The organism is Bacillus cereus group sp. BfR-BA-01383, from assembly GCF_022663495.1.
GTDB classification, from domain to species: Bacteria; Bacillota; Bacilli; order Bacillales; family Bacillaceae_G; genus Bacillus_A; species Bacillus_A cereus_AU.
In genome coordinates, this window is the sequence record NZ_JAKUFP010000037.1 from 18,543 (window position 1) to 37,606 (window position 19,064).

Consider the following 19,064-nt stretch of genomic DNA (forward strand, 5'->3'; position numbering starts at 1 on the left):
ATTCCTTTCCTATTGTTTCGTCACAGGTGCAAATTTTGCTAATAAACGTTTAACACCAATTGGGCTTGGGAACGCAATATCTAATTCTTTTGCATCACCTTCACCTTTTACACTTACAACTGTACCGACTCCCCACTTCTGATGAGAAGCTTTATCGCCTACTGCCCAGCCAATTTGCTCGCCACCTGTTGTCTTAACAGCCGGACGCACGAAAGCTGAACGAGAACGTGTTGTCGTTGCGCTTGTTGTCGTTCTTCCTTTTGTACCAAACGAAGTTTCACGCTTCGGTGCTGTTTCGTTTAATGGTTCCACTAATTCTGCCGGAATTTCTGTAATAAATCGAGATGCTGCATTCATACTCGTTCTACCAAATAAAGTACGCATTTGCGCATTCGATAAGTATAACTCTTCTTCTGCACGAGTAATACCTACATAAGCAAGACGACGCTCTTCTTGCATTTCATCTTCTTCCATAAGAGAACGCGTATGAGGGAATATCCCTTCCTCTAAACCAACGATAAAGACAACAGGGAACTCTAATCCTTTTGCTGAGTGCATCGTCATTAAAATAACTTCTTCACCAGCAGTTGGATCTTCATCTACACGATCAATATCCGCAACAAGAGCTAAGTCTGTTAAGAATGCAACAAGGCTCTTATCTTCACTTTGAGATTCGAATGTTTGCGTAACAGATAAAAACTCATCTAAGTTTTCTAAACGGCCTTCTGCTTCTAAAGAACGCTCATTTTTCAACATCTCGCGATAGCCTGTTTTTTCAATAACTTCTTCTACTAGTTCTGTAACAGATAAATACTCTTGCATATTTACCCAATTGTGTAATAAGCTTGAGAATTCTTTTACTGCCTTTGTTATTTTTGCACTTACACCAACATGCTCAATCTCATCAAATACAGCAGTTAATGAAATTCCGTTTTGCACACCATAATTAATGATTTTATCAATAGAAGTAGCACCAATCCCGCGCTTTGGCATGTTAATAATACGTGCAAAACTAATCTCATCATCTGGATTCCCAATTAAACGTAAGTAGGCTAAAATGTCTTTAATCTCTTTACGGTCGTAGAACTTCGTACCGCCGACAATTTTGTAAGGAATATTGGATTTCAGGAAAATCTCCTCGACCATACGAGACTGGGCATTCGTACGATATAATACTGCAAAATCAGTATATTTTCGCTTCCCCATTTGAATATCGTCACGAATTTTTTTCGCAACAAAATATGCTTCGTCCTTTTCCGTTGCAGCACGATAATACGAGATTTTGCTTCCAACTTGATTGTCTGTCCATAATTTCTTCGGTTTACGGTTTGAATTTTTTTCAATAACAGCATTAGCTGCATTCAAAATATTTTGTGATGAACGGTAATTTTGTTCTAACAAAATTACTTGCGCATTCTCATAGTCTTTTTCGAATGACAAAATGTTAGAGATATCAGCACCACGCCAGCGGTAAATAGACTGATCTGAGTCACCTACAACACAAAGATTTTTAAAACGTGCCGCCAAATGTTTAACAAGAAGGTACTGCGCTTTGTTCGTATCTTGATACTCATCAACGTGAATATATTGGAATTTGCGCTGATAAAAATCTAGTACTTCTGGTACACGTTCAAATAGCTGAATCGTTGTCATAATTAAATCATCAAAGTCTAATGAGTTATTTTTCAAAAGTCGTTTTTGATATTCTGTATATACATCGCTCGTTAATTTTTCATATGGATCAGCGATTGTAATTTTTTTTGCATATTTATCTGCAGATAACAGTTCATTTTTTGCATTACTAATACCCGCTAAAATAGAGCGCGGCTCAAACTTCTTCGGGTCAATATTGCGCTCTTTCATAATTTTTTTCACTACAGTTAACTGATCACCTGCATCTAAAATCGTAAAGTTACGATTAATCCCAATGCGGTCGATATCACGTCGTAAAATACGTACGCACATAGAGTGGAACGTAGAAATCCAAATATCTTCTGCTTCTGGTCCGACAAGCGTATCAATACGCTCGCGCATTTCACGAGCAGCTTTATTTGTAAAGGTAATAGCTAGTACATTCCATGGCGCTACACCTTTTTCACCAAGTAAATACGCAATACGATGTGTTAACACACGTGTTTTACCACTACCTGCACCTGCCATTAATAAAAGCGGTCCGCTCGTTGTTTGTACTGCTTTTTGTTGCTGTGGATTTAGTCCATTTAATAACTTATCTGTCATACTCATATGCGCCTGCACCTACTCTCCTTTTACTGCTTTAACTGTTTTTAACGCAGCTTTTATATCATCATAAATAACGTTTCCAACAACTACTGTATCAGCATACTGTGCCATTTCTTTCGCTTGTTCTGCATTAGAAATACCACCGCCATAATATAGTTTAGCTTGTTTCAATTGTGCTTTTACATTTTTAACAAGCTCAATATCTCCATACGTACCGCTATATTCTAAATAGAATATAGGTAAATGTAATAGCTTGTCTGCTAAACGCGCATATGCAATAACGTCATCTTCTGTTAAATTACATTTTGCATCTGTCAGCTGGGCTACTTTCGCTTCTGGATTTAAAACACAATATCCTTCCATGAAAATTTCGTCCCAGTCCATAATATCCCCAAATTCTTTCAATGCCTCATGATGAACCCCTGTTATCCATTCTACTTTTCGGCTATTTAAAACGCTTGGGATGTAATAAAAATCAAATCCTGGTGTAATTGCTTCCACATCAGAAACCTCTAACACACAAGGAACTGCATATCTACGAATGCTAACTAGCATGTGTAATACATTATCAATTGTTACGCCATCACTTCCGCCTACAATAACAGCATCTGTTCCAGATTCACAAATCATTTCTAAATGTTCATCGCTTAACTCCTTATTTGGATCAAGCTTAAATACATGTTTCCACCCGGAAATATCGTACATGAAAACACCCTTTCTTTTCTCTATTTATATATACTTCTGTTCAAAATAACAGTTTATTTTTATCAGGATTTTTTTAACTTCATCTTAAATATTTGTTTAAAACGGAGAATTAAGTTTGGAATTCCCTCTTCCATATTTTTTCAAACGGGAGGATTTAACTTTGAACTTCCTTTTATGCATTCTTTCATTATAACAAAAAAAGCTACTTACACACACGCCCATTCCAACATCTTTTTTAACGTCAAATGTTGGATTACATATCATCAAGAGCACACGGGATACTAATAAAAGAAATAGTATTTGCTATTTCGAAGTTCATCAAAAAGGAGTGTTTTTCAAATGAAGCAAAACATCGGTACAATCAATGCTCTAATTCGAATTACACTCGGACTTATCCTCTTCGGTTGTAGTACCGCTAAACTCGTACGCAAACCGTGGTGCACTTGGTCTAAAGTTTTACTATGGTTTGGTGCAATGAAAATTGCAGAGGGGATTGTTCGTTTCTGCCCTATTGCTGAAGTATGTAAATTTGGAAAATTCATGAGTATGGGCGCATTTAAAATGCCTAGCATGAATTTTGCTGAAAAAGGACATGCTAAGGAAGAAGTGAATCAAACTTCCAATCATGACAAACCACAGTCAAATGGAAGTTATGACGCTTCTGACAAAGAGATTGAGTCAGCGATTGAAGATATAATCCTGGCAAAACCGCTTTGAATCATTTGTCACGACGCAAGATGCTCTCAAAGAGACTTAGCTGCTGCAGTGGGCGGTTAAGTCTTCTTTATTTTATCACAAAACAGAACGTACATTCTTGTTTTTGACCCTAAAACGTACATAAAAGATATCAATAAATAAGATTCAGAAAATTAGGTTTAAATCCCTTGCTTAAAATGATATAAAAGTGATATCATTTTTATATCAAGGAGGCGATCATATGAAAGAGAAACAAGTATTTTATGTTAATGGATTTCTCGGCATTATCGGGATTCTCATTTTAGCTGCTATCGGTGTATTTTGCCTTGTGCAAGAAATTTTTATAGTAGCAGCATTAACTATTATTTTAGCTGCGGTTCTCGCGACGGGTATTGGTATCGTTCAACCGAACCAAGCGAAAGTCATTACGTTTTTCGGTAATTATTTAGGAACAATTCGTCAAAACGGTTTATTTTTAACAATTCCATTCGCATTCCGTCAAACTGTATCTTTACGCGTTGAAAACTTTAACAGTAAGAAATTAAAAGTAAATGATGTTGAGGGAAATCCAATTGAAATTGCAGCTGTTATCGTATATAAAGTGGTTGATTCTGCAAAAGCAATGTTTGGTGTTGAGCATTACGATCGATTCGTAGAAATCCAAAGTGAAACAGCCATCCGCCACGTTGCAACAAAATATCCTTATGATAATTTCCAAGATGAAACTTGTATTACGTTACGTGGAAATACTGAGGAAATTTCAGAAGAGCTAAAACGCGAATTAGAAGCGCGTCTTGAAATTGCTGGTGTAGAAGTATTAGAAACTCGTTTAACGCATTTAGCTTACGCAACAGAAATTGCCCATGCAATGTTACAACGTCAACAAGCAAAAGCAGTATTAGCTGCTAGAAAAGAGATTGTTGAAGGTGCTGTGAAAATGGCCAAAGATTCAATCCATATGTTAGATGAAGAAGGCGTGCTTGAATTAGATGACGAGCGTAAAGCAAATATGGTAAACAACTTATTAGTTGCCATCGTTTCAGATAAAGGTGCGCAACCAGTTATTAATACAGGAAGCCTATACTAAAAGGTTGTAAATAATTATGGCTAAAAAGAAAAGCTTTCCATTACGTATTGATCCTGAATTACACGCAGTCATCGAAAAATGGGCGAATGATGAGTTTCGTAGCGTCAATGCACACATCGAGTATTTACTTCGAGAAATGGCAAAGCAAAAAGGAAAATTGAAAAAAGATAAAGATGCATAAAAATCCCGCTGAGAAATCAGCGGGATTTTTTACATATTAGCTTCTCGTCATCTCATGCCCAATTGCACGATATCCTATATCACTTCGATAAAATAGACCGTCACTCTCAATTTTACCGATTTCTTTATATACTTTATCCTTCGCTTCTTGTAAACTATTCGCCTTGCAAGCAACAAATAATACACGGCCACCGTTTGTTACAAAGTCACCATGTTTCATCACTGTACCCGCATGGAAAACAATCACATCTTGCAATGCATCTAGCCCGCTAATAATATCACCTTTTTTATACGCCTCTGGATATCCTTTCGAAGCAAGTACAACACCGATAACTGCTTCTTTTGACCATTGTAACGTTAGTTCACTTTCATCTAATACAGCGTTACATACATCAACTAAATCGTTTTCTAAGCGAGGTAATACAACTTCCGTTTCAGGATCACCAAAGCGTGCATTAAATTCAATTACCTTTGGACCATCATTTGTTAAAATAAGACCTGCGTATAAAATACCTGTAAACGAACGATTTTCTTGAATCATCGCTTTAGCAGTTGGGTGTAATACCGTTTCAATCGCTTCTTGAACTGCTGATTCTGGAATTTGTGGTACTGGAGAATATGCGCCCATTCCGCCTGTATTCGGACCTTTATCACCATCAAAAGCTCGTTTATGATCTTGAGCAATTACCATTGGATGTACAGTTGTTCCATTTACAAATGCCATTAATGAAAATTCTTGTCCATCTAAAAATTCTTCAATAACGACCTTCTTGCTTGCTTCGCCGAATTTCACATCTTGTAGCATCTCTTTTGTAGCCTGTAATGCCTCTTCAAGTGTCATTGCTACTGTTACACCTTTACCAGCAGCTAAGCCGTCTGCCTTAATAACGATTGGTGCACCAACTTTTTGAATGTACTGTACTGCTTCTTCATAATCTGTAAAAGTTTCGTATTCAGCAGTTGGAATATCATATTTTTTCATCAATTCTTTCGTAAAAGCTTTACTACCTTCAATAACAGCAGCCGCTTTATTCGGACCAAATACGCGAAGTCCCTCTTCTTTAAAACGATCAACAATTCCATTCATAAGTGGCATTTCTGGTCCAACGAAAGTTAATTCAACATTATTCTCTTTGGCAAATAAGACTAATGCATCAAAATCATTCTCATCAATATCAACTGGTGTTGCAACATCTCGCATACCTTCATTACCTGGTGCCACATACACTTTTTCTACCTTTTCAGATTGTGCAAACTTCCAAGCTAAAGCATGCTCACGACCACCGCGGCCAATTACTAAAACATTCATATTTCATCCCCCAATAATTAAATAAGTACAAACTAGAAGCTATGCTCCTAGTTTGCTTTTTCTATCACTGTAAGTTTAAAAGGGAGGATCAGAGAACCGAGCAGGTCGAGGCGCATTCGCCAGGAGGACACGGAGTGTAGCTTTCCTACATGAGTACCGCACTGGCAATGCAACGACGACATGCGACAGTTATCTTGACCGGACCTTTTAAACATCCATATCAATAAAAGTTTAAAAAGGAGGATCATGAGAACCGAGCAGGTCGAGGCGCATTTGCCAGGAGGACACGGAGTGTAGTTTTCCTACATGAGTACCGCACTGGCAATGCAACGACGACATGCGACAGTTATCTTGACCGGACTTTTTAAATATCCTCTATTAGTGTTTGAAATGACGTACGCCAGTGAACACCATCGCAATCCCATACTCATCTGCCATTTTAATAGAATCTTCATCACGGATTGATCCACCTGGTTGGATGATTGCTGTAATACCAGCTTTTGCTGCTTCTTCTACTGTATCTGGCATTGGGAAGAAAGCATCAGATGCAAGTGCGCTACCTTGTGCTTTTTCACTAGCTTGTGTAATTGCAATTTTTGCAGAGCCAACACGGTTCATTTGTCCAGCACCTACACCAATTGTCATATCATCTTTTGCTAAAACAATTGCATTTGATTTCACATGTTTTACAACTTTCCAAGCTAGTTTTAAATCTTTCCATTCTTGCTCTGATGGCTCACGTTTCGTTGGAATTGAAATCGTACTTTCATCTAATGATAACGTATCTTCCTCTTGAACAAGAAGCCCACCTTGTACAGAAGTTAGTTTTTTACTTGCAGTCGTTGCCTTTTCAATATTTACAGTTAGTAGGCGTAAGTTTTTCTTACTTTGCAACACTTCTAAAGCTTCTTGTGAGAATGAAGGAGCGATAACAATTTCTAAGAAAATTTCATGTAACTTTTCTGCTGTAGCTTTATCAATTTCACGATTTGCTGCAATAATGCCGCCAAAAATTGATACCGGATCTGCCTCATAAGCGCGTGTGTATGCTTCATGAATATCAGTTCCTACGCCAACACCACATGGATTCATATGTTTTACCGCTACTACTGCTGGTTCTGTAAATTCTTTTACGATGCTAAGCGCTGCATCTGCGTCATTAATATTGTTATAAGATAATTCTTTACCGTGTAACTGTTCTGCATATGCAACAGAAGAAGTTGCAGCAAACGGCGCTTTATAGAAAGTAGCCTTTTGATGTGGGTTCTCTCCATAACGTAAATCCTGTTTTTTCTCAAATGTCACAGTTAATGTTTCAGGACTTTCTTCACCCATTTGTTCTGTTAAGTAATTAGAAATTAGCGCATCATACGCTGCTGTATGACGGAATACTTTCGCTGCTAACTTACGTTTCGTTTCTTCTTTTACTTCACCGTTCTCTTTCAGTTCTGCTAATACAACATCGTAATCTACTGGATCTACAATTACAGATACAAATTTATGATTTTTCGCAGCAGAGCGAATCATTGTTGGGCCACCGATATCAATATTTTCAATTGCATCAGCAAATGTTACATCAGGCTTAGCGATTGTTTCTTTGAATGGGTATAAGTTAACAACAACAAAGTCAATTGCTTGAATACCTAATTCATTCATTTGTGCTACATGTGTTTCATTATCACGAACTGCTAATAGACCACCATGAATATTTGGATGTAATGTTTTTACACGGCCATCCATAATTTCCGGGAAACCAGTTACTTCAGAAATACCGATTACTTGTAAGCCGTTTTCTTCTAGTAATTTTTTCGTACCACCTGTTGAAATAACTTCAATCCCTTGTTCTAGTAAACCTTTAACAAATTCTACTACTCCTGTTTTATCTGAAACACTTACTAATGCACGCTTTTTCATTTATCTTTCACCCCTGGTTGTATGTTAGTTAACAGTTGATTCTTTCACAGACTGAACAATTTGATTCACTGTATTTACGTATAATTTATGTTCAACTTGTTGAATTTTCTTTTGTAAGTTTTCTCTCGTATCCCCTTCAGAAACAACTACTGCTTCTTGCGCAATAATTGGGCCTGTATCCATACCTGCATCTACATAATGAATTGTTACTCCAGTTACTTTCACACCTGCTTCTAACGCTTGACCGACAGCATCTTTACCCGGAAAACTCGGTAGCAGTGATGGATGAATATTAATAATCTTTCCGCCGTACGCTTCTAGTAAAGTTGGCCCAATTAAACGCATATATCCAGCTAAAATAACATAATCAATTTCATACTCTTCTAGCTTCTTTAATATCTCTTTTTCAAATGCTTCTTTTGACTCATATGCTTTCGCTGAAAAGGCGAAACACGGAATATAATGATAATGTGCCCGCCCAATAACGCGTGCCTCTGGTTTATCACATACTAGTAAACTAATATCTGCGTCCAATCTTTTCTCTTCTACCGCATTAACAAGAGATTGGAAGTTAGATCCGCTTCCAGAAGCAAAAACGGCTAATCTACTCATAGTTCTGTGCCCCCGTTAAAGGTAACACCAGCACCTTGTACAGTACGTCCAATAATACGAGCTGTTTCTCCTTGCTCTTCAAGAAGAAGAACAACATCTTTTGCATCTTCTTCCTTCACCGCTACTACCATACCAATACCCATGTTAAAAATATTGAACATTTCTTTCTCTTCTAGTTTCCCAACTTCTTGAAGTAAACTGAAAATCGGCTGAATTTCCCAAGCTCCTAGTTCAATCTCAGCACCGATTCCTTCTGGCAACATACGTGGAATATTTTCAATGAATCCACCACCTGTAATATGCGCCATACCGTATACTTCATGTTTCTTCAATAGTTCTAAAATAGGTTTGACATAAATTTTCGTTGGTTTTAATAATTCTTCACCAAGAGGTAGTTCTAAGCGTCCATAAATACGATCTAAAGATAGTTCTCCATCTTCTAGTAATACTTTTCGTACTAAAGAATAGCCGTTACTATGAATACCGCTAGATGCTAAGCCAATTAATACGTGACCAGCTTCAATTTTTTCACCTGTTACAATTTTCTTTTTATCAACAATTCCAACTGTAAAACCAGCTAAATCGTACTCTTCCGTAGAATACATTCCTGGCATTTCAGCTGTTTCTCCACCAATTAATGCACAACCAGCTTGGCGACAGCCCTCTGATATACCTTTGACGATGTTTTCAATTTTACTAGGTTCAGCTTTACCACAAGCAATATAATCAAGGAAGAAAAGCGGCTCTGCTCCTTGGACAACAATATCATTTACACACATTGCTACTGCATCAATACCAATTGTGTCATGTTTATCTGCCATAAAAGCGAGCATCAATTTCGTTCCCACGCCATCTGTTCCAGATACTAATACAGGTTCTTCTAATGCAAATTTTGATAGATCAAACATACCTCCAAAACCGCCTAAACCGCCTAGTACTTCTTTTCTCATTGTTGTTTGTACGTGTTTTTTCATGCGAGATACCGCTTCATATCCAGCTTCAATATCTACTCCTGCTTGCTTATATGCATTCGCCATCGTTATTTACACCTCGTCTTTTAATTTCTCCCCATCCAGGGCGGCCATTTTAAGAAAGAAGCTAGCTTCTACATCAAAAGAAGTAGAAGCTTTTTTCTTCTTATTTCATACTTTCTAAAAGCTCTTGCTCATAATCATAAAGAGCTGTTGGATAGTCTCCATTGAAGTAAGCCATACATAGTCCGCCATATTTCCCTTCATATGGACGTCCAATTGCATCTACCAATCCATCTTCGCTTAAAAATGTTAGTGAATCTGCACCGATCATTTCACGGATCTCTTCTACTGTATTATTTGCTGCAATTAATTCTTTTCTCGTTTGAATATCAATGCCATAGAAGCATGGATACTTAAGAGGTGGTGAAGCGATTCTTACATGAACTTCTGTCGCTCCAGCCTCGCGAAGCATACGAACAATTCGCTTACTTGTTGTTCCTCTTACGATAGAATCGTCAATCATAACAACTCGTTTCCCTTCCACTACACCTCTTACTGCTGAAAGCTTCATCTTAACCCCTTGCTCTCGCAGTTCTTGAGAAGGTTGAATAAACGTACGTCCAACGTAACGATTTTTAATTAATCCTAACTCATACGGAATGCCTGTTGCCTCGGCATAGCCGATCGCAGCTGAAATACTAGAATCTGGTACACCCGTAACAACATCAGCTTCAATAGGAGCTTCTGCCGCTAAACGTTTCCCCATATTTTTACGTGCTGCATGAACGTTAATACCTGCAATATTAGAATCCGGACGTGCAAAGTAAATGTATTCCATACTACAAATTGCATGATCTACTTCATTTGTAAAACGATCTACATGAATTCCTTCATCATTAATGATAATTAATTCACCAGGTTCTACATCACGAATGTATGTTGCACCTACTACATCGAAAGCACATGTTTCTGATGCTACAACGTAAGCATCCCCCATCTTTCCAATTGAAAGTGGACGGAACCCATTCGGATCTAACGCAACGATCATTTCATTTCCAGTTAGTAAAAGATATGCAAACGCACCTTTCACTTTATTTAGAGCCTCTTTTACACTTTCGATTAAAGAATCTTTTGTACTACGTTTAATGAGATGTAAAAGTACCTCTGTATCTGAACTTGTTTGAAAAATACTTCCTTCTGCCTCTAATTCACGACGAAGCATTTTTGCGTTAATTAAATTTCCGTTATGAGCTAGCGCCATACTGTGATCAGAAAAACGGAATAATAATGGTTGAACGTTAGCAACTTCACTTCCACCTGCTGTCGCATATCGTACGTGTCCAATTGCTGATTTTCCGTTTAGTCCTTCTAGCTCACCTCTTGAAAACACTTCTGATATTAAACCTAACCCCTTGTGACCGATGATTTTTTCCCCATTATTTACAACAATGCCTGCGCCCTCTTGCCCACGGTGCTGCAAACTGTGCAATCCGTAGTACGAAACTTGTGCTGCATTTTCATGCCCCCAAATTCCAAAAACGCCACATTCTTCATTTAACCCCTTTATTTCAGCAAGCATGGGATTGCCCCTTTCCAAGCCTTTCTCATCTCATCTACATTTACTGTAAGTAATACTTCATTTTCTTCATTATGAATTGTTACTTCATTTGTATTTGTCACTTCTCCAACTTGAATTGCTTCTACCACTTTCTCAAACGCTTCTTTATTTTCACGTTTTACAGTTATTACGAAGCGAGATTGTGATTCCGCAAATAATACTGCTGTTGCTTCTCCGCCTAATTTCACATTAGCACCTAAACCGTTAGCGCCAATTGCACTTTCTGAAATTGCAACTGCTAAACCACCTTCAGCAACATCATGTGCAGATTGAACAAGGCCAGCTTGAATTGCTTCTAGTACTTGTTTTTGGCGTTTTAATTCTACATCTAGATCGATACTTGGTGATTGACCGAAAATTTTACCGTGAATCATTTTCTGTAATTCACTTCCACCAAACTCAGCTTTCGTCTCTCCGATTACATAAACTAAATCGCCAGCTTGTTTAAATTCTTGTGTTGTTACGTGTTTTAAATCATGTACAAGGCCAACCATCCCAACAGTTGGTGTTGGATATACAGCTTCACCGCTACGTTCGTTATACATTGATACATTTCCGCCGATAACTGGCGTTTGTAATGTGCGACAAGCTTCACTCATACCGTCTACTGACTTTTCAATTTGCCAGAAGATCTCTGGTTTTTCTGGGTTACCGAAGTTTAAGCAATCTGTAATTGCAAGTGGCTCTCCGCCAGAACATACGATATTACGTGCTGCCTCTGCTACTGCAATTTTACCGCCCATTTCTGGATCTAGATAAATGTAACGAGAATTACAATCCGTCGTCATTGCTAATCCTTTTTCTGTACCGCGTACACGTACAACCGCTGCATCTGAACCTGGTGTAACAACTGTGCTTGTGCGTACTTGATAATCATATTGATCATATACCCACTCTTTACTTGCAATCGTCGGTTGTTGTAGTAAAGCGAATAACGTTTCTTTATAATCTTCTACTTTTGGTGTTTCCATTTTCATCTGCTGGAACTCAGCAAAGTATGCTGCTTCTTTTGATGGCTTGTAATAAATTGGTGCTTCTTCTGCAAGAGCATCTGCTGGAACTTCAGCTACCTTCTCACCTTTATGGAATAAACGAAGCATTTTGTCTTCCGTTACTTTCCCCATCGTAACCGCTGCAAGACCATACTTCTCGAATAAATCTACTATTTCTTGCTCTCTACCTTTTTTCACAACGATTAACATACGCTCTTGTGATTCAGATAGCATCATTTCATATGGTGTCATTCCTGTTTCACGCTGTGGTACATCATCTAAGTACATTTCAATACCCATTCCTGCTTTACTTGCCATTTCTGCAGAAGATGAAGTTAAACCAGCAGCTCCCATATCTTGAATTCCAACAAGTGCATCCGACTGAATAAGTTCTAAGCAAGCTTCAATAAGAAGTTTCTCCATAAATGGATCTCCTACTTGAACTGCTGGGCGCTTCGCTTCTGAGCTTTCAGATAGCTCTTCAGATGCGAATGTTGCACCGTGAATACCATCACGACCAGTTGATGCTCCTACGTACATTACTGTATTACCAGCACCGTGTGCTTGCCCTTTTTTAATATCTTCGTGGTTAATTAAACCTACGCACATTGCATTTACAAGTGGATTTCCTTCGTAACATGGATCAAATTGTACTTCGCCGCCAACAGTAGGAATACCAATGCAGTTACCGTATCCTGCAATTCCTGCTACTACTTCTTCGAATAAATATTTCACACGTGGTGATTGTAATTCACCGAAGCGAAGTGAGTTTAATAGAGCTACTGGACGTGCTCCCATAGAGAATACGTCACGGATAATACCGCCAACGCCTGTTGCTGCCCCTTGATATGGCTCAATAGCAGAAGGATGGTTATGACTTTCCATTTTAAATACAACCGCTTGATTATCACCGATATCTACAATTCCAGCACCTTCTCCAGGTCCTTGCAGAACGCGCTCACCTGTTGTTGGGAACTTGCGAAGAACTGGTTTTGAATTTTTATAACTACAATGTTCAGACCACATTACAGAGAATAATCCTGTTTCTGTATAATTTGGCAGACGGCCTAAAATCTTTTCAACCATGGCAAACTCTTCGTCTGTTAGCCCCATTTCCGCATATATACGCTCTTCTTTAATTTGTGTTGGATTTGGTTCAAGCATTAACGACATATGTTTCCCTCCACTGTTTTAAGATAGATTGAAAGACTTTTAATCCTTCAGCACCGCCAAGTAGTTCATCTACAGCACGCTCTGGATGTGGCATCATACCAAGAACATTTCCTTTTTCGTTTACAATACCAGCAATATCTGAAACGCTTCCATTCGGATTTTCCACGTAACGGAATGCAATTTGATTATTCTCTTCTAATCTTTTAAGAGTTTCTTCATCACAATAGTAATTACCCTCACCATGTGCGATTGGAATATTGATCACTGCACCTTTTTCATATTGTGATGTAAACATCGTTTCATTATTTTCAACACGCAACTGAACAGTGCGGCACATAAATTTTAAGTTTTCGTTTCTCATTAACGCTCCTGGTAGTAATCCTGATTCAACAAGAATCTGGAATCCATTACACACACCTAAAATCGGCTTTCCTTGCTCAGCAGCTTTTTGCACTGCTTTCATTGCGTTAGCAAAGCGAGAAATAGCACCGCAGCGTAAGTAGTCACCGTAAGAGAATCCACCTGGTAATAGAATTGCATCATATTCATCTAAATTCTCTGTATCGTGCCAAACGTAATCTACTTCTTCGCCAAGCTCATCTTTAATTGCATGGAACATATCAACATCACAGTTCGAACCTGGAAATACTATTACTGCAAATTTCACTGTGCGACAACCTCCTCAACCTCATAACGGAAGTCTTCCATTACAACGTTCGCTAATAGTTTTTCACACATTTCCTTTACCTTTGCGTCAAGGTCAGATACTGATTTATCAATTGTTAGTTCCATGTACTTTCCGATTCGAACGTCTTGTACTTCTGTAAACGAAAGACTATGAAGTGCCCCTTTTACTGCTGTTCCTTGTGGATCTAATACACTTTCTCTTAATGTTACATATACCTTAACTTTATACATGTGAAATTCCCCCTAAACGTTTTAAAATCTCTTCATAAGCTTCTGTTAAATTTCCAAGATCACGACGGAATACGTCTTTATCAAACTTTTCATTGCTCGTTTCATCCCATAAACGGCAAGTATCCGGTGAAATTTCATCCGCTAAAATGATTTCTCCTTCATCTGTTACACCAAACTCTAATTTAAAATCTACTAATCTTACACGACAGCTTGCGAAATGATCAATCAACACTTGATTGATTTGTAGAGCCATATCTCGTAATACGCTTACTTGCTCTGGCGATGCAACGTTTAATACACGAATATGATCTTCCGTTACAAGCGGATCTCCTAAATCATCATCTTTGAAGTAAAATTCTACGATTGGTTCTGCAAGTACAGTTCCCTCTTCCATTCCTAAACGTTTTGAAAGGCTTCCTGCAATTACATTTCTTGTGACAACTTCTAGAGGAATAATACTCACTTTTTTAACAAGTTGCTCTGTTTCAGATAACTTCTCTACAAAATGTGTTTTTATTCCTACTTCTTGTAACTTTCTGAACAATAAAGTTGTAATCTCATTGTTCAAACGACCTTTTCCTGTAATCGTCTCTTTTTTCTCCCCATTGAAAGCAGTCGCACTATCTTTGTACTCTACCCAAACCATATCTGCTGATTCTGTACGATAAATTCTTTTTGCCTTACCTTCATACAGCAATTCTAGCTTTTGCATTTCGCAAGCCCCCTGTAGTTTGAAAAATGTGAATAATATTTTTATAAAGAATGGCACAGAATGACTCTATTCTGTGCCGTATGAAATTTTACGCTTCGTTTAATCCAAGGCGTTCAAAGATTGTATCAACGTGTTGCATATGATGCTCATAATTGAAGCATTCATTAATTTCTTCTTGTGTTAATTTGCTTGTAATACGCTCATCTGCTTCTACAAGTTCTTTAAATTGTACTTGTGTTTCCCAAGCTTCCATCGCTTTAGGCTGTACGATATCATAAGCTTCTTCACGTACCATTCCTTTGTCGATTAACGTAAGCATTACGCGCTGAGAATAAATTAAGCCGTATGTTCTTGTCATATTACGTTTCATATTCTCTGGGTATACAGTTAAGTTTTTAACGATATTACCAAAGCGATTTAACATGTAATTTAACGCGATTGTAGCATCTGGTAAAATTACGCGTTCTGCAGAAGAATGAGAGATATCACGCTCATGCCATAATGGAACATTCTCGTAAGCTGTCATCATATAACCGCGGATAACACGAGCTAAACCAGTCATATTTTCAGAGCCAATTGGATTACGTTTATGTGGCATTGCAGAAGAACCTTTTTGGCCTTTTGCGAAAGCCTCTTCAACTTCACGCGTTTCACTCTTTTGTAAACCACGAATCTCAACCGCCATCTTTTCAATAGATGTTGCGATTAATGCAAGTGTTGACATGTAATGAGCATGGCGATCACGTTGCAATGTTTGTGTTGAAATTGGTGCTGCTTCTAATCCTAAGTTTTCACAAACAAATTTTTCTACGAATGGATCGATATTTGCATATGTACCAACCGCACCAGATAGTTTACCAACACGAACTGTATCAGCAGCTTGTTTGAAACGCTCTACGTTACGCTTCATTTCTTCATACCAAAGACCAAGTTTTAAACCAAATGTCGTTGGTTCTGCATGAACACCGTGTGTTCTTCCCATCATAATCGTGTATTTATGCTCTTTCGCTTTGTTAGCTAAAATGCTAACAAAGTTTTCTAAGTCTTTTAATATGATTTCATTCGCTTGTTTTAAGATGTAAGATAACGCTGTATCTACTACATCTGTAGATGTTAAACCGTAATGAACCCATTTACGTTCCTCGCCTAATGCTGGTGTTTCTGATACAGCACGAGTGAATGCAACTACATCATGACGTGTTTCTTTTTCGATCTCATAAATGCGCTCAATATCGAATGATGCATGTTCACGAATTTTCTTCACATCTTCTTTTGGAATATCGCCAAGCTCAGCCCATGCTTCACAAGCTAAAATCTCAACTTCTAACCATGCTTTAAATTTGTTCTCTTCCGTCCAAATCGCACCCATTTCAGGGCGTGTATAACGATTAATCATCTTTTTCCCTCCAACAGTTGTTCTTGATGGTCCCAAATATGCAAACTCTTCGCTTTTTCTAGAGCGACTTCAATATTATCATTTAAAATATTAACATGCCCCATTTTTCGCTGCGCTTTTGCTTCTTCTTTTCCATATAAGTGTAAATAGCACCCGGTTAATCTATTCACTTGTCTTAGGACCCCTTCTATATGTTCGCCTAAAATGTTTACCATGACAACTGGTTTTAACAAATTTGTTTCTCCAAGAGGTAAATTACAGATTGCTCGAATATGTTGACCGAATTGACTCGTTTCACATGCATCCTGTGTATAGTGTCCTGAATTGTGAGGTCTTGGCGCTAATTCATTAATGTAAATCTCACCGTCAGCTGTAGCAAACATCTCTACCGCTAGTGTTCCCACAAGTTCTAGTTCATCCGCAAGCACTTTTGCATAAGCAATTGCTTTTTGAGAAAGTTCTTCTGTAATGCGAGCTGGAACGATGGATTCATGCAAAATGTTATTTACATGGATATTTTCCGCTACCGGAAATACTTTCGTTTCCCCACTTACACTACGAATTACAATAACTGATACTTCTTTCTCAAAAGGCACCCATTTCTCTAAAATGCACTCTGCTGCATTCGCAAGCTTTCGCGCTTCCTCAACGTCAGCTTCACTTCTTAAAACAACTTGCCCTTTCCCATCATATCCACCTGTCGTCGTTTTTAAGACGGAAGGATATGATAACTCGGCGATTGCTTCAGTAAGCTGCTCTTGAGTTTGAACCAATCTATACGTTGCTACTGGTAATCCCGCTTTTTCAATTGCATTCTTTTCGGTAAAACGATTTTGCGTTTTACTTAACAACTGACTGCCTTGCGGTAAGTAAGCATGTTTTTCAAGCCATTGTAAACATCTATAATCAATATTCTCAAATTCATATGTGACAACATCACTGATCTCTGCTAAATGCTGAATTGCTTTTAAATCGTCATATGATGCGACAATTTCAATATCAGCAACTTGTGCACATGGTGAGTTTTTTGTAGGATCTAAAACAGCAATTTTATATCCCATCTCCTTAGCTGCCAGTGCCATCATTCTTCCAAGCTGGCCGCCTCCAATAATACCGATTGTTTTTCCAGGTAAAATGATTCTCGTCATACTAGCTCACTACCTTCGCGTACATCTTTTTCAATTGCTTCTCTTCTCAATTCTAATGCATCATGTATGTCATCATGGAATGATCCAAGTATTTGTGCAGCGAGTAAACCAGCATTTGTTGAACCAGCTTTACCAATTGCAACAGTTGCAACTGGAACCCCTCCTGGCATTTGGACGATGGATAATAATGAATCTAAGCCGTTTAACGCTTTTGATTGAACTGGAACTCCGATTACAGGAAGATTCGTCTTCGCTGCAACCATTCCTGGTAAATGCGCTGCTCCACCAGCTCCAGCAATAATAACTTTCAATCCACGTTCACGAGCTGTCTCTGCATATTCAAACATATAATCCGGAGTCCGATGAGCCGATACAACTTTTTTCTCATACGGTATATTTAATTCATCTAAAATGTCACAAGCATATTTCATTGTTTCCCAGTCTGACGTGCTTCCCATTATGACTCCAACTAGTGATTTCATATTAGAATCCCCCCGATTCAAATAAAAAAAGCCTGAAATAGAACAGTTTCTCTTTTACTATGAGAGAAAGCGCTCTACTCAGGCATACGTATCCCTTGTGAATAGAAAAATACCGAGTGACTTTCCCTCATAGTCTAACGAATAACGGTCGTTAGGTAGAGACTTGCAGGCCATATCCCCGCGATTATATGAGGTCTTATATATTATTGTTTCTATGGCTATATTAACAATATTTCATAAACAATGTCAACAAATAATCGAATGTTTTTTTATTAGCCACTGATAACGTTCGTGTTTTAGTTATATTCAAAAGGAGAATTGCAACTATATGCAAGAAAGAAAGGGAATTAGAATATATATTTCTAGAGATCTATTTTACCTATAACTGTTTATATAGTACTTCAGTATGTTTTAATCAAAATACATACACTCTTGTGTTCTATACATCAATAGAACTTATATTATAACGATTTAATTTCTAAGGAGGAATAACCATGAAAAAATAACTGTGCTATTATCCTATTTATTTTTCTCTATCGCAGTAATTGCTGTAATTATCGAATACTTATTTATACCATCCCATTATTTTTACTCTCATTATTTAAAATGTATACTTATGGCAGAAATACTGTTTCCTATCTTAGGTATTATTTTAGGGGCATTCGGAAAATCAGGAATACAAAAAATCATTGCCATTATTTTAAACAGTCTCTATTTCATTCCCTTTTCTTCTTTAGCGTTATTAAATGTATGGATTATAACATTTGGTAAATAAAAATAAACACAAAAAAACCTAAGTCGAAACGACTTAGGTTTTTGCTTGGCGACGTCCTACTCTCACAGGGACAAGGTCCCAACTACCATCGGCGCTAGAGAGCTTAACTTCCGTGTTCGGTATGGGAACGGG

Annotated in this window: 18 protein-coding genes, 1 rRNA gene and 1 riboswitch; of the genes, 4 read left to right on the forward strand and 15 right to left on the reverse strand. The window is 37.9% G+C overall.

Annotated features, from left to right (window positions below):
• Window positions 1–9: 9 nt before the first annotated feature.
• Together pcrA and pcrB are read right to left on the reverse strand one after the other, a co-directional pair.
• The gene (gene pcrA, locus MR065_RS22990) at window positions 10–2,244 is read right to left on the reverse strand and encodes a DNA helicase PcrA (RefSeq protein ID WP_242215179.1); all 2,235 of its coding nucleotides are present in this window, start codon (window positions 2,242–2,244) and stop codon (window positions 10–12) included.
• Between the two features lie 12 nt (window positions 2,245–2,256).
• Entirely contained in the window at window positions 2,257–2,946 is a 690-nt protein-coding gene (gene pcrB / locus MR065_RS22995; protein WP_098991524.1) for a heptaprenylglyceryl phosphate synthase, read from the reverse strand.
• A gap of 339 nt (window positions 2,947–3,285) precedes the next feature.
• Here pcrB and MR065_RS23000 point away from each other — a divergent pair, with 339 nt between their 5' ends.
• The 3 genes from MR065_RS23000 to MR065_RS23010 all read left to right on the forward strand — a co-directional run bounded on the left by MR065_RS23000 (window position 3,286) and on the right by MR065_RS23010 (window position 4,910).
• A complete protein-coding gene (locus MR065_RS23000; RefSeq protein WP_000812335.1) occupies window positions 3,286–3,663 on the forward strand; it encodes a YgaP family membrane protein in 378 nt (125 codons plus the stop codon).
• Between the two features lie 220 nt (window positions 3,664–3,883).
• Complete coding sequence (locus tag MR065_RS23005; protein ID WP_025150171.1) at window positions 3,884–4,729, forward strand: SPFH domain-containing protein; 846 nt, start codon at window positions 3,884–3,886, stop codon at window positions 4,727–4,729.
• Between the two features lie 16 nt (window positions 4,730–4,745).
• Window positions 4,746–4,910, forward strand: coding sequence for a type II toxin-antitoxin system antitoxin (locus MR065_RS23010; protein ID WP_001085171.1), 165 nt, complete (start codon window positions 4,746–4,748; stop codon window positions 4,908–4,910).
• A 36-nt stretch (window positions 4,911–4,946) separates the two neighbouring features.
• Here the strand turns inward: MR065_RS23010 and purD are convergent, their stop codons facing one another.
• The 12 genes from purD to purE all read right to left on the reverse strand — a co-directional run bounded on the left by purD (window position 4,947) and on the right by purE (window position 18,157).
• Window positions 4,947–6,218 (reverse strand): phosphoribosylamine--glycine ligase, encoded by a 1,272-nt coding sequence (gene purD / locus MR065_RS23015; RefSeq protein WP_242215180.1) that lies wholly within the window; start codon window positions 6,216–6,218, stop codon window positions 4,947–4,949.
• Between the two features lie 378 nt (window positions 6,219–6,596).
• Window positions 6,597–8,132 carry a bifunctional phosphoribosylaminoimidazolecarboxamide formyltransferase/IMP cyclohydrolase gene (gene purH / locus MR065_RS23020; protein WP_242215181.1) on the reverse strand — a complete coding sequence of 512 codons (1,536 nt, stop codon included), beginning with the start codon at window positions 8,130–8,132 and terminating at the stop codon, window positions 6,597–6,599.
• A gap of 24 nt (window positions 8,133–8,156) precedes the next feature.
• Window positions 8,157–8,744 carry a phosphoribosylglycinamide formyltransferase gene (purN, locus tag MR065_RS23025; protein WP_242215182.1) on the reverse strand — a complete coding sequence of 196 codons (588 nt, stop codon included), beginning with the start codon at window positions 8,742–8,744 and terminating at the stop codon, window positions 8,157–8,159.
• Complete coding sequence (gene purM, locus MR065_RS23030; RefSeq protein ID WP_242215183.1) at window positions 8,741–9,781, reverse strand: phosphoribosylformylglycinamidine cyclo-ligase; 1,041 nt, start codon at window positions 9,779–9,781, stop codon at window positions 8,741–8,743. Before purM ends, purN begins: the two co-directional genes overlap by 4 nt.
• Before the next feature lie 100 nt (window positions 9,782–9,881).
• Window positions 9,882–11,297, reverse strand: coding sequence for an amidophosphoribosyltransferase (gene purF, locus MR065_RS23035; RefSeq protein WP_097904997.1), 1,416 nt, complete (start codon window positions 11,295–11,297; stop codon window positions 9,882–9,884).
• Window positions 11,282–13,501 (reverse strand): phosphoribosylformylglycinamidine synthase II, encoded by a 2,220-nt coding sequence (purL, locus tag MR065_RS23040; protein ID WP_242215184.1) that lies wholly within the window; start codon window positions 13,499–13,501, stop codon window positions 11,282–11,284. The genes purF and purL overlap by 16 nt, the downstream gene beginning before the upstream one ends.
• Window positions 13,485–14,168: a phosphoribosylformylglycinamidine synthase subunit PurQ gene (gene purQ / locus MR065_RS23045; protein WP_000666781.1), complete on the reverse strand. Its 684-nt coding sequence runs from the start codon at window positions 14,166–14,168 to the stop codon at window positions 13,485–13,487. The genes purL and purQ overlap by 17 nt, the downstream gene beginning before the upstream one ends.
• Window positions 14,165–14,419, reverse strand: a complete 255-nt coding sequence (gene purS / locus MR065_RS23050; RefSeq protein WP_000278820.1) for a phosphoribosylformylglycinamidine synthase subunit PurS — start codon at window positions 14,417–14,419, stop codon at window positions 14,165–14,167. The genes purQ and purS overlap by 4 nt, the downstream gene beginning before the upstream one ends.
• A complete protein-coding gene (purC, locus tag MR065_RS23055; protein WP_001170543.1) occupies window positions 14,412–15,131 on the reverse strand; it encodes a phosphoribosylaminoimidazolesuccinocarboxamide synthase in 720 nt (239 codons plus the stop codon). The genes purS and purC overlap by 8 nt, the downstream gene beginning before the upstream one ends.
• An 88-nt stretch (window positions 15,132–15,219) precedes the next feature.
• The gene (purB, locus tag MR065_RS23060; protein ID WP_242215185.1) at window positions 15,220–16,527 is read right to left on the reverse strand and encodes an adenylosuccinate lyase; all 1,308 of its coding nucleotides are present in this window, start codon (window positions 16,525–16,527) and stop codon (window positions 15,220–15,222) included.
• Window positions 16,524–17,675 carry a 5-(carboxyamino)imidazole ribonucleotide synthase gene (purK, locus tag MR065_RS23065; RefSeq protein WP_097905000.1) on the reverse strand — a complete coding sequence of 384 codons (1,152 nt, stop codon included), beginning with the start codon at window positions 17,673–17,675 and terminating at the stop codon, window positions 16,524–16,526. Before purK ends, purB begins: the two co-directional genes overlap by 4 nt.
• Window positions 17,672–18,157, reverse strand: a complete 486-nt coding sequence (purE, locus tag MR065_RS23070; protein ID WP_000839367.1) for a 5-(carboxyamino)imidazole ribonucleotide mutase — start codon at window positions 18,155–18,157, stop codon at window positions 17,672–17,674. The genes purK and purE overlap by 4 nt, the downstream gene beginning before the upstream one ends.
• A gap of 110 nt (window positions 18,158–18,267) precedes the next feature.
• Window positions 18,268–18,369, reverse strand: a riboswitch (purine riboswitch).
• Window positions 18,370–18,665: 296 nt separating this feature from the next.
• Between purE and MR065_RS23075 the strand changes: the two genes are divergently transcribed.
• Window positions 18,666–18,932 carry a hypothetical protein gene (locus tag MR065_RS23075; RefSeq protein WP_242215186.1) on the forward strand — a complete coding sequence of 89 codons (267 nt, stop codon included), beginning with the start codon at window positions 18,666–18,668 and terminating at the stop codon, window positions 18,930–18,932.
• 43 nt (window positions 18,933–18,975) lie between these two features.
• On the opposite strand, the gene rrf is transcribed toward MR065_RS23075, so the two are convergent.
• Window positions 18,976–19,064, reverse strand: a 5S ribosomal RNA gene (gene rrf / locus MR065_RS23080); the annotation flags it as partial.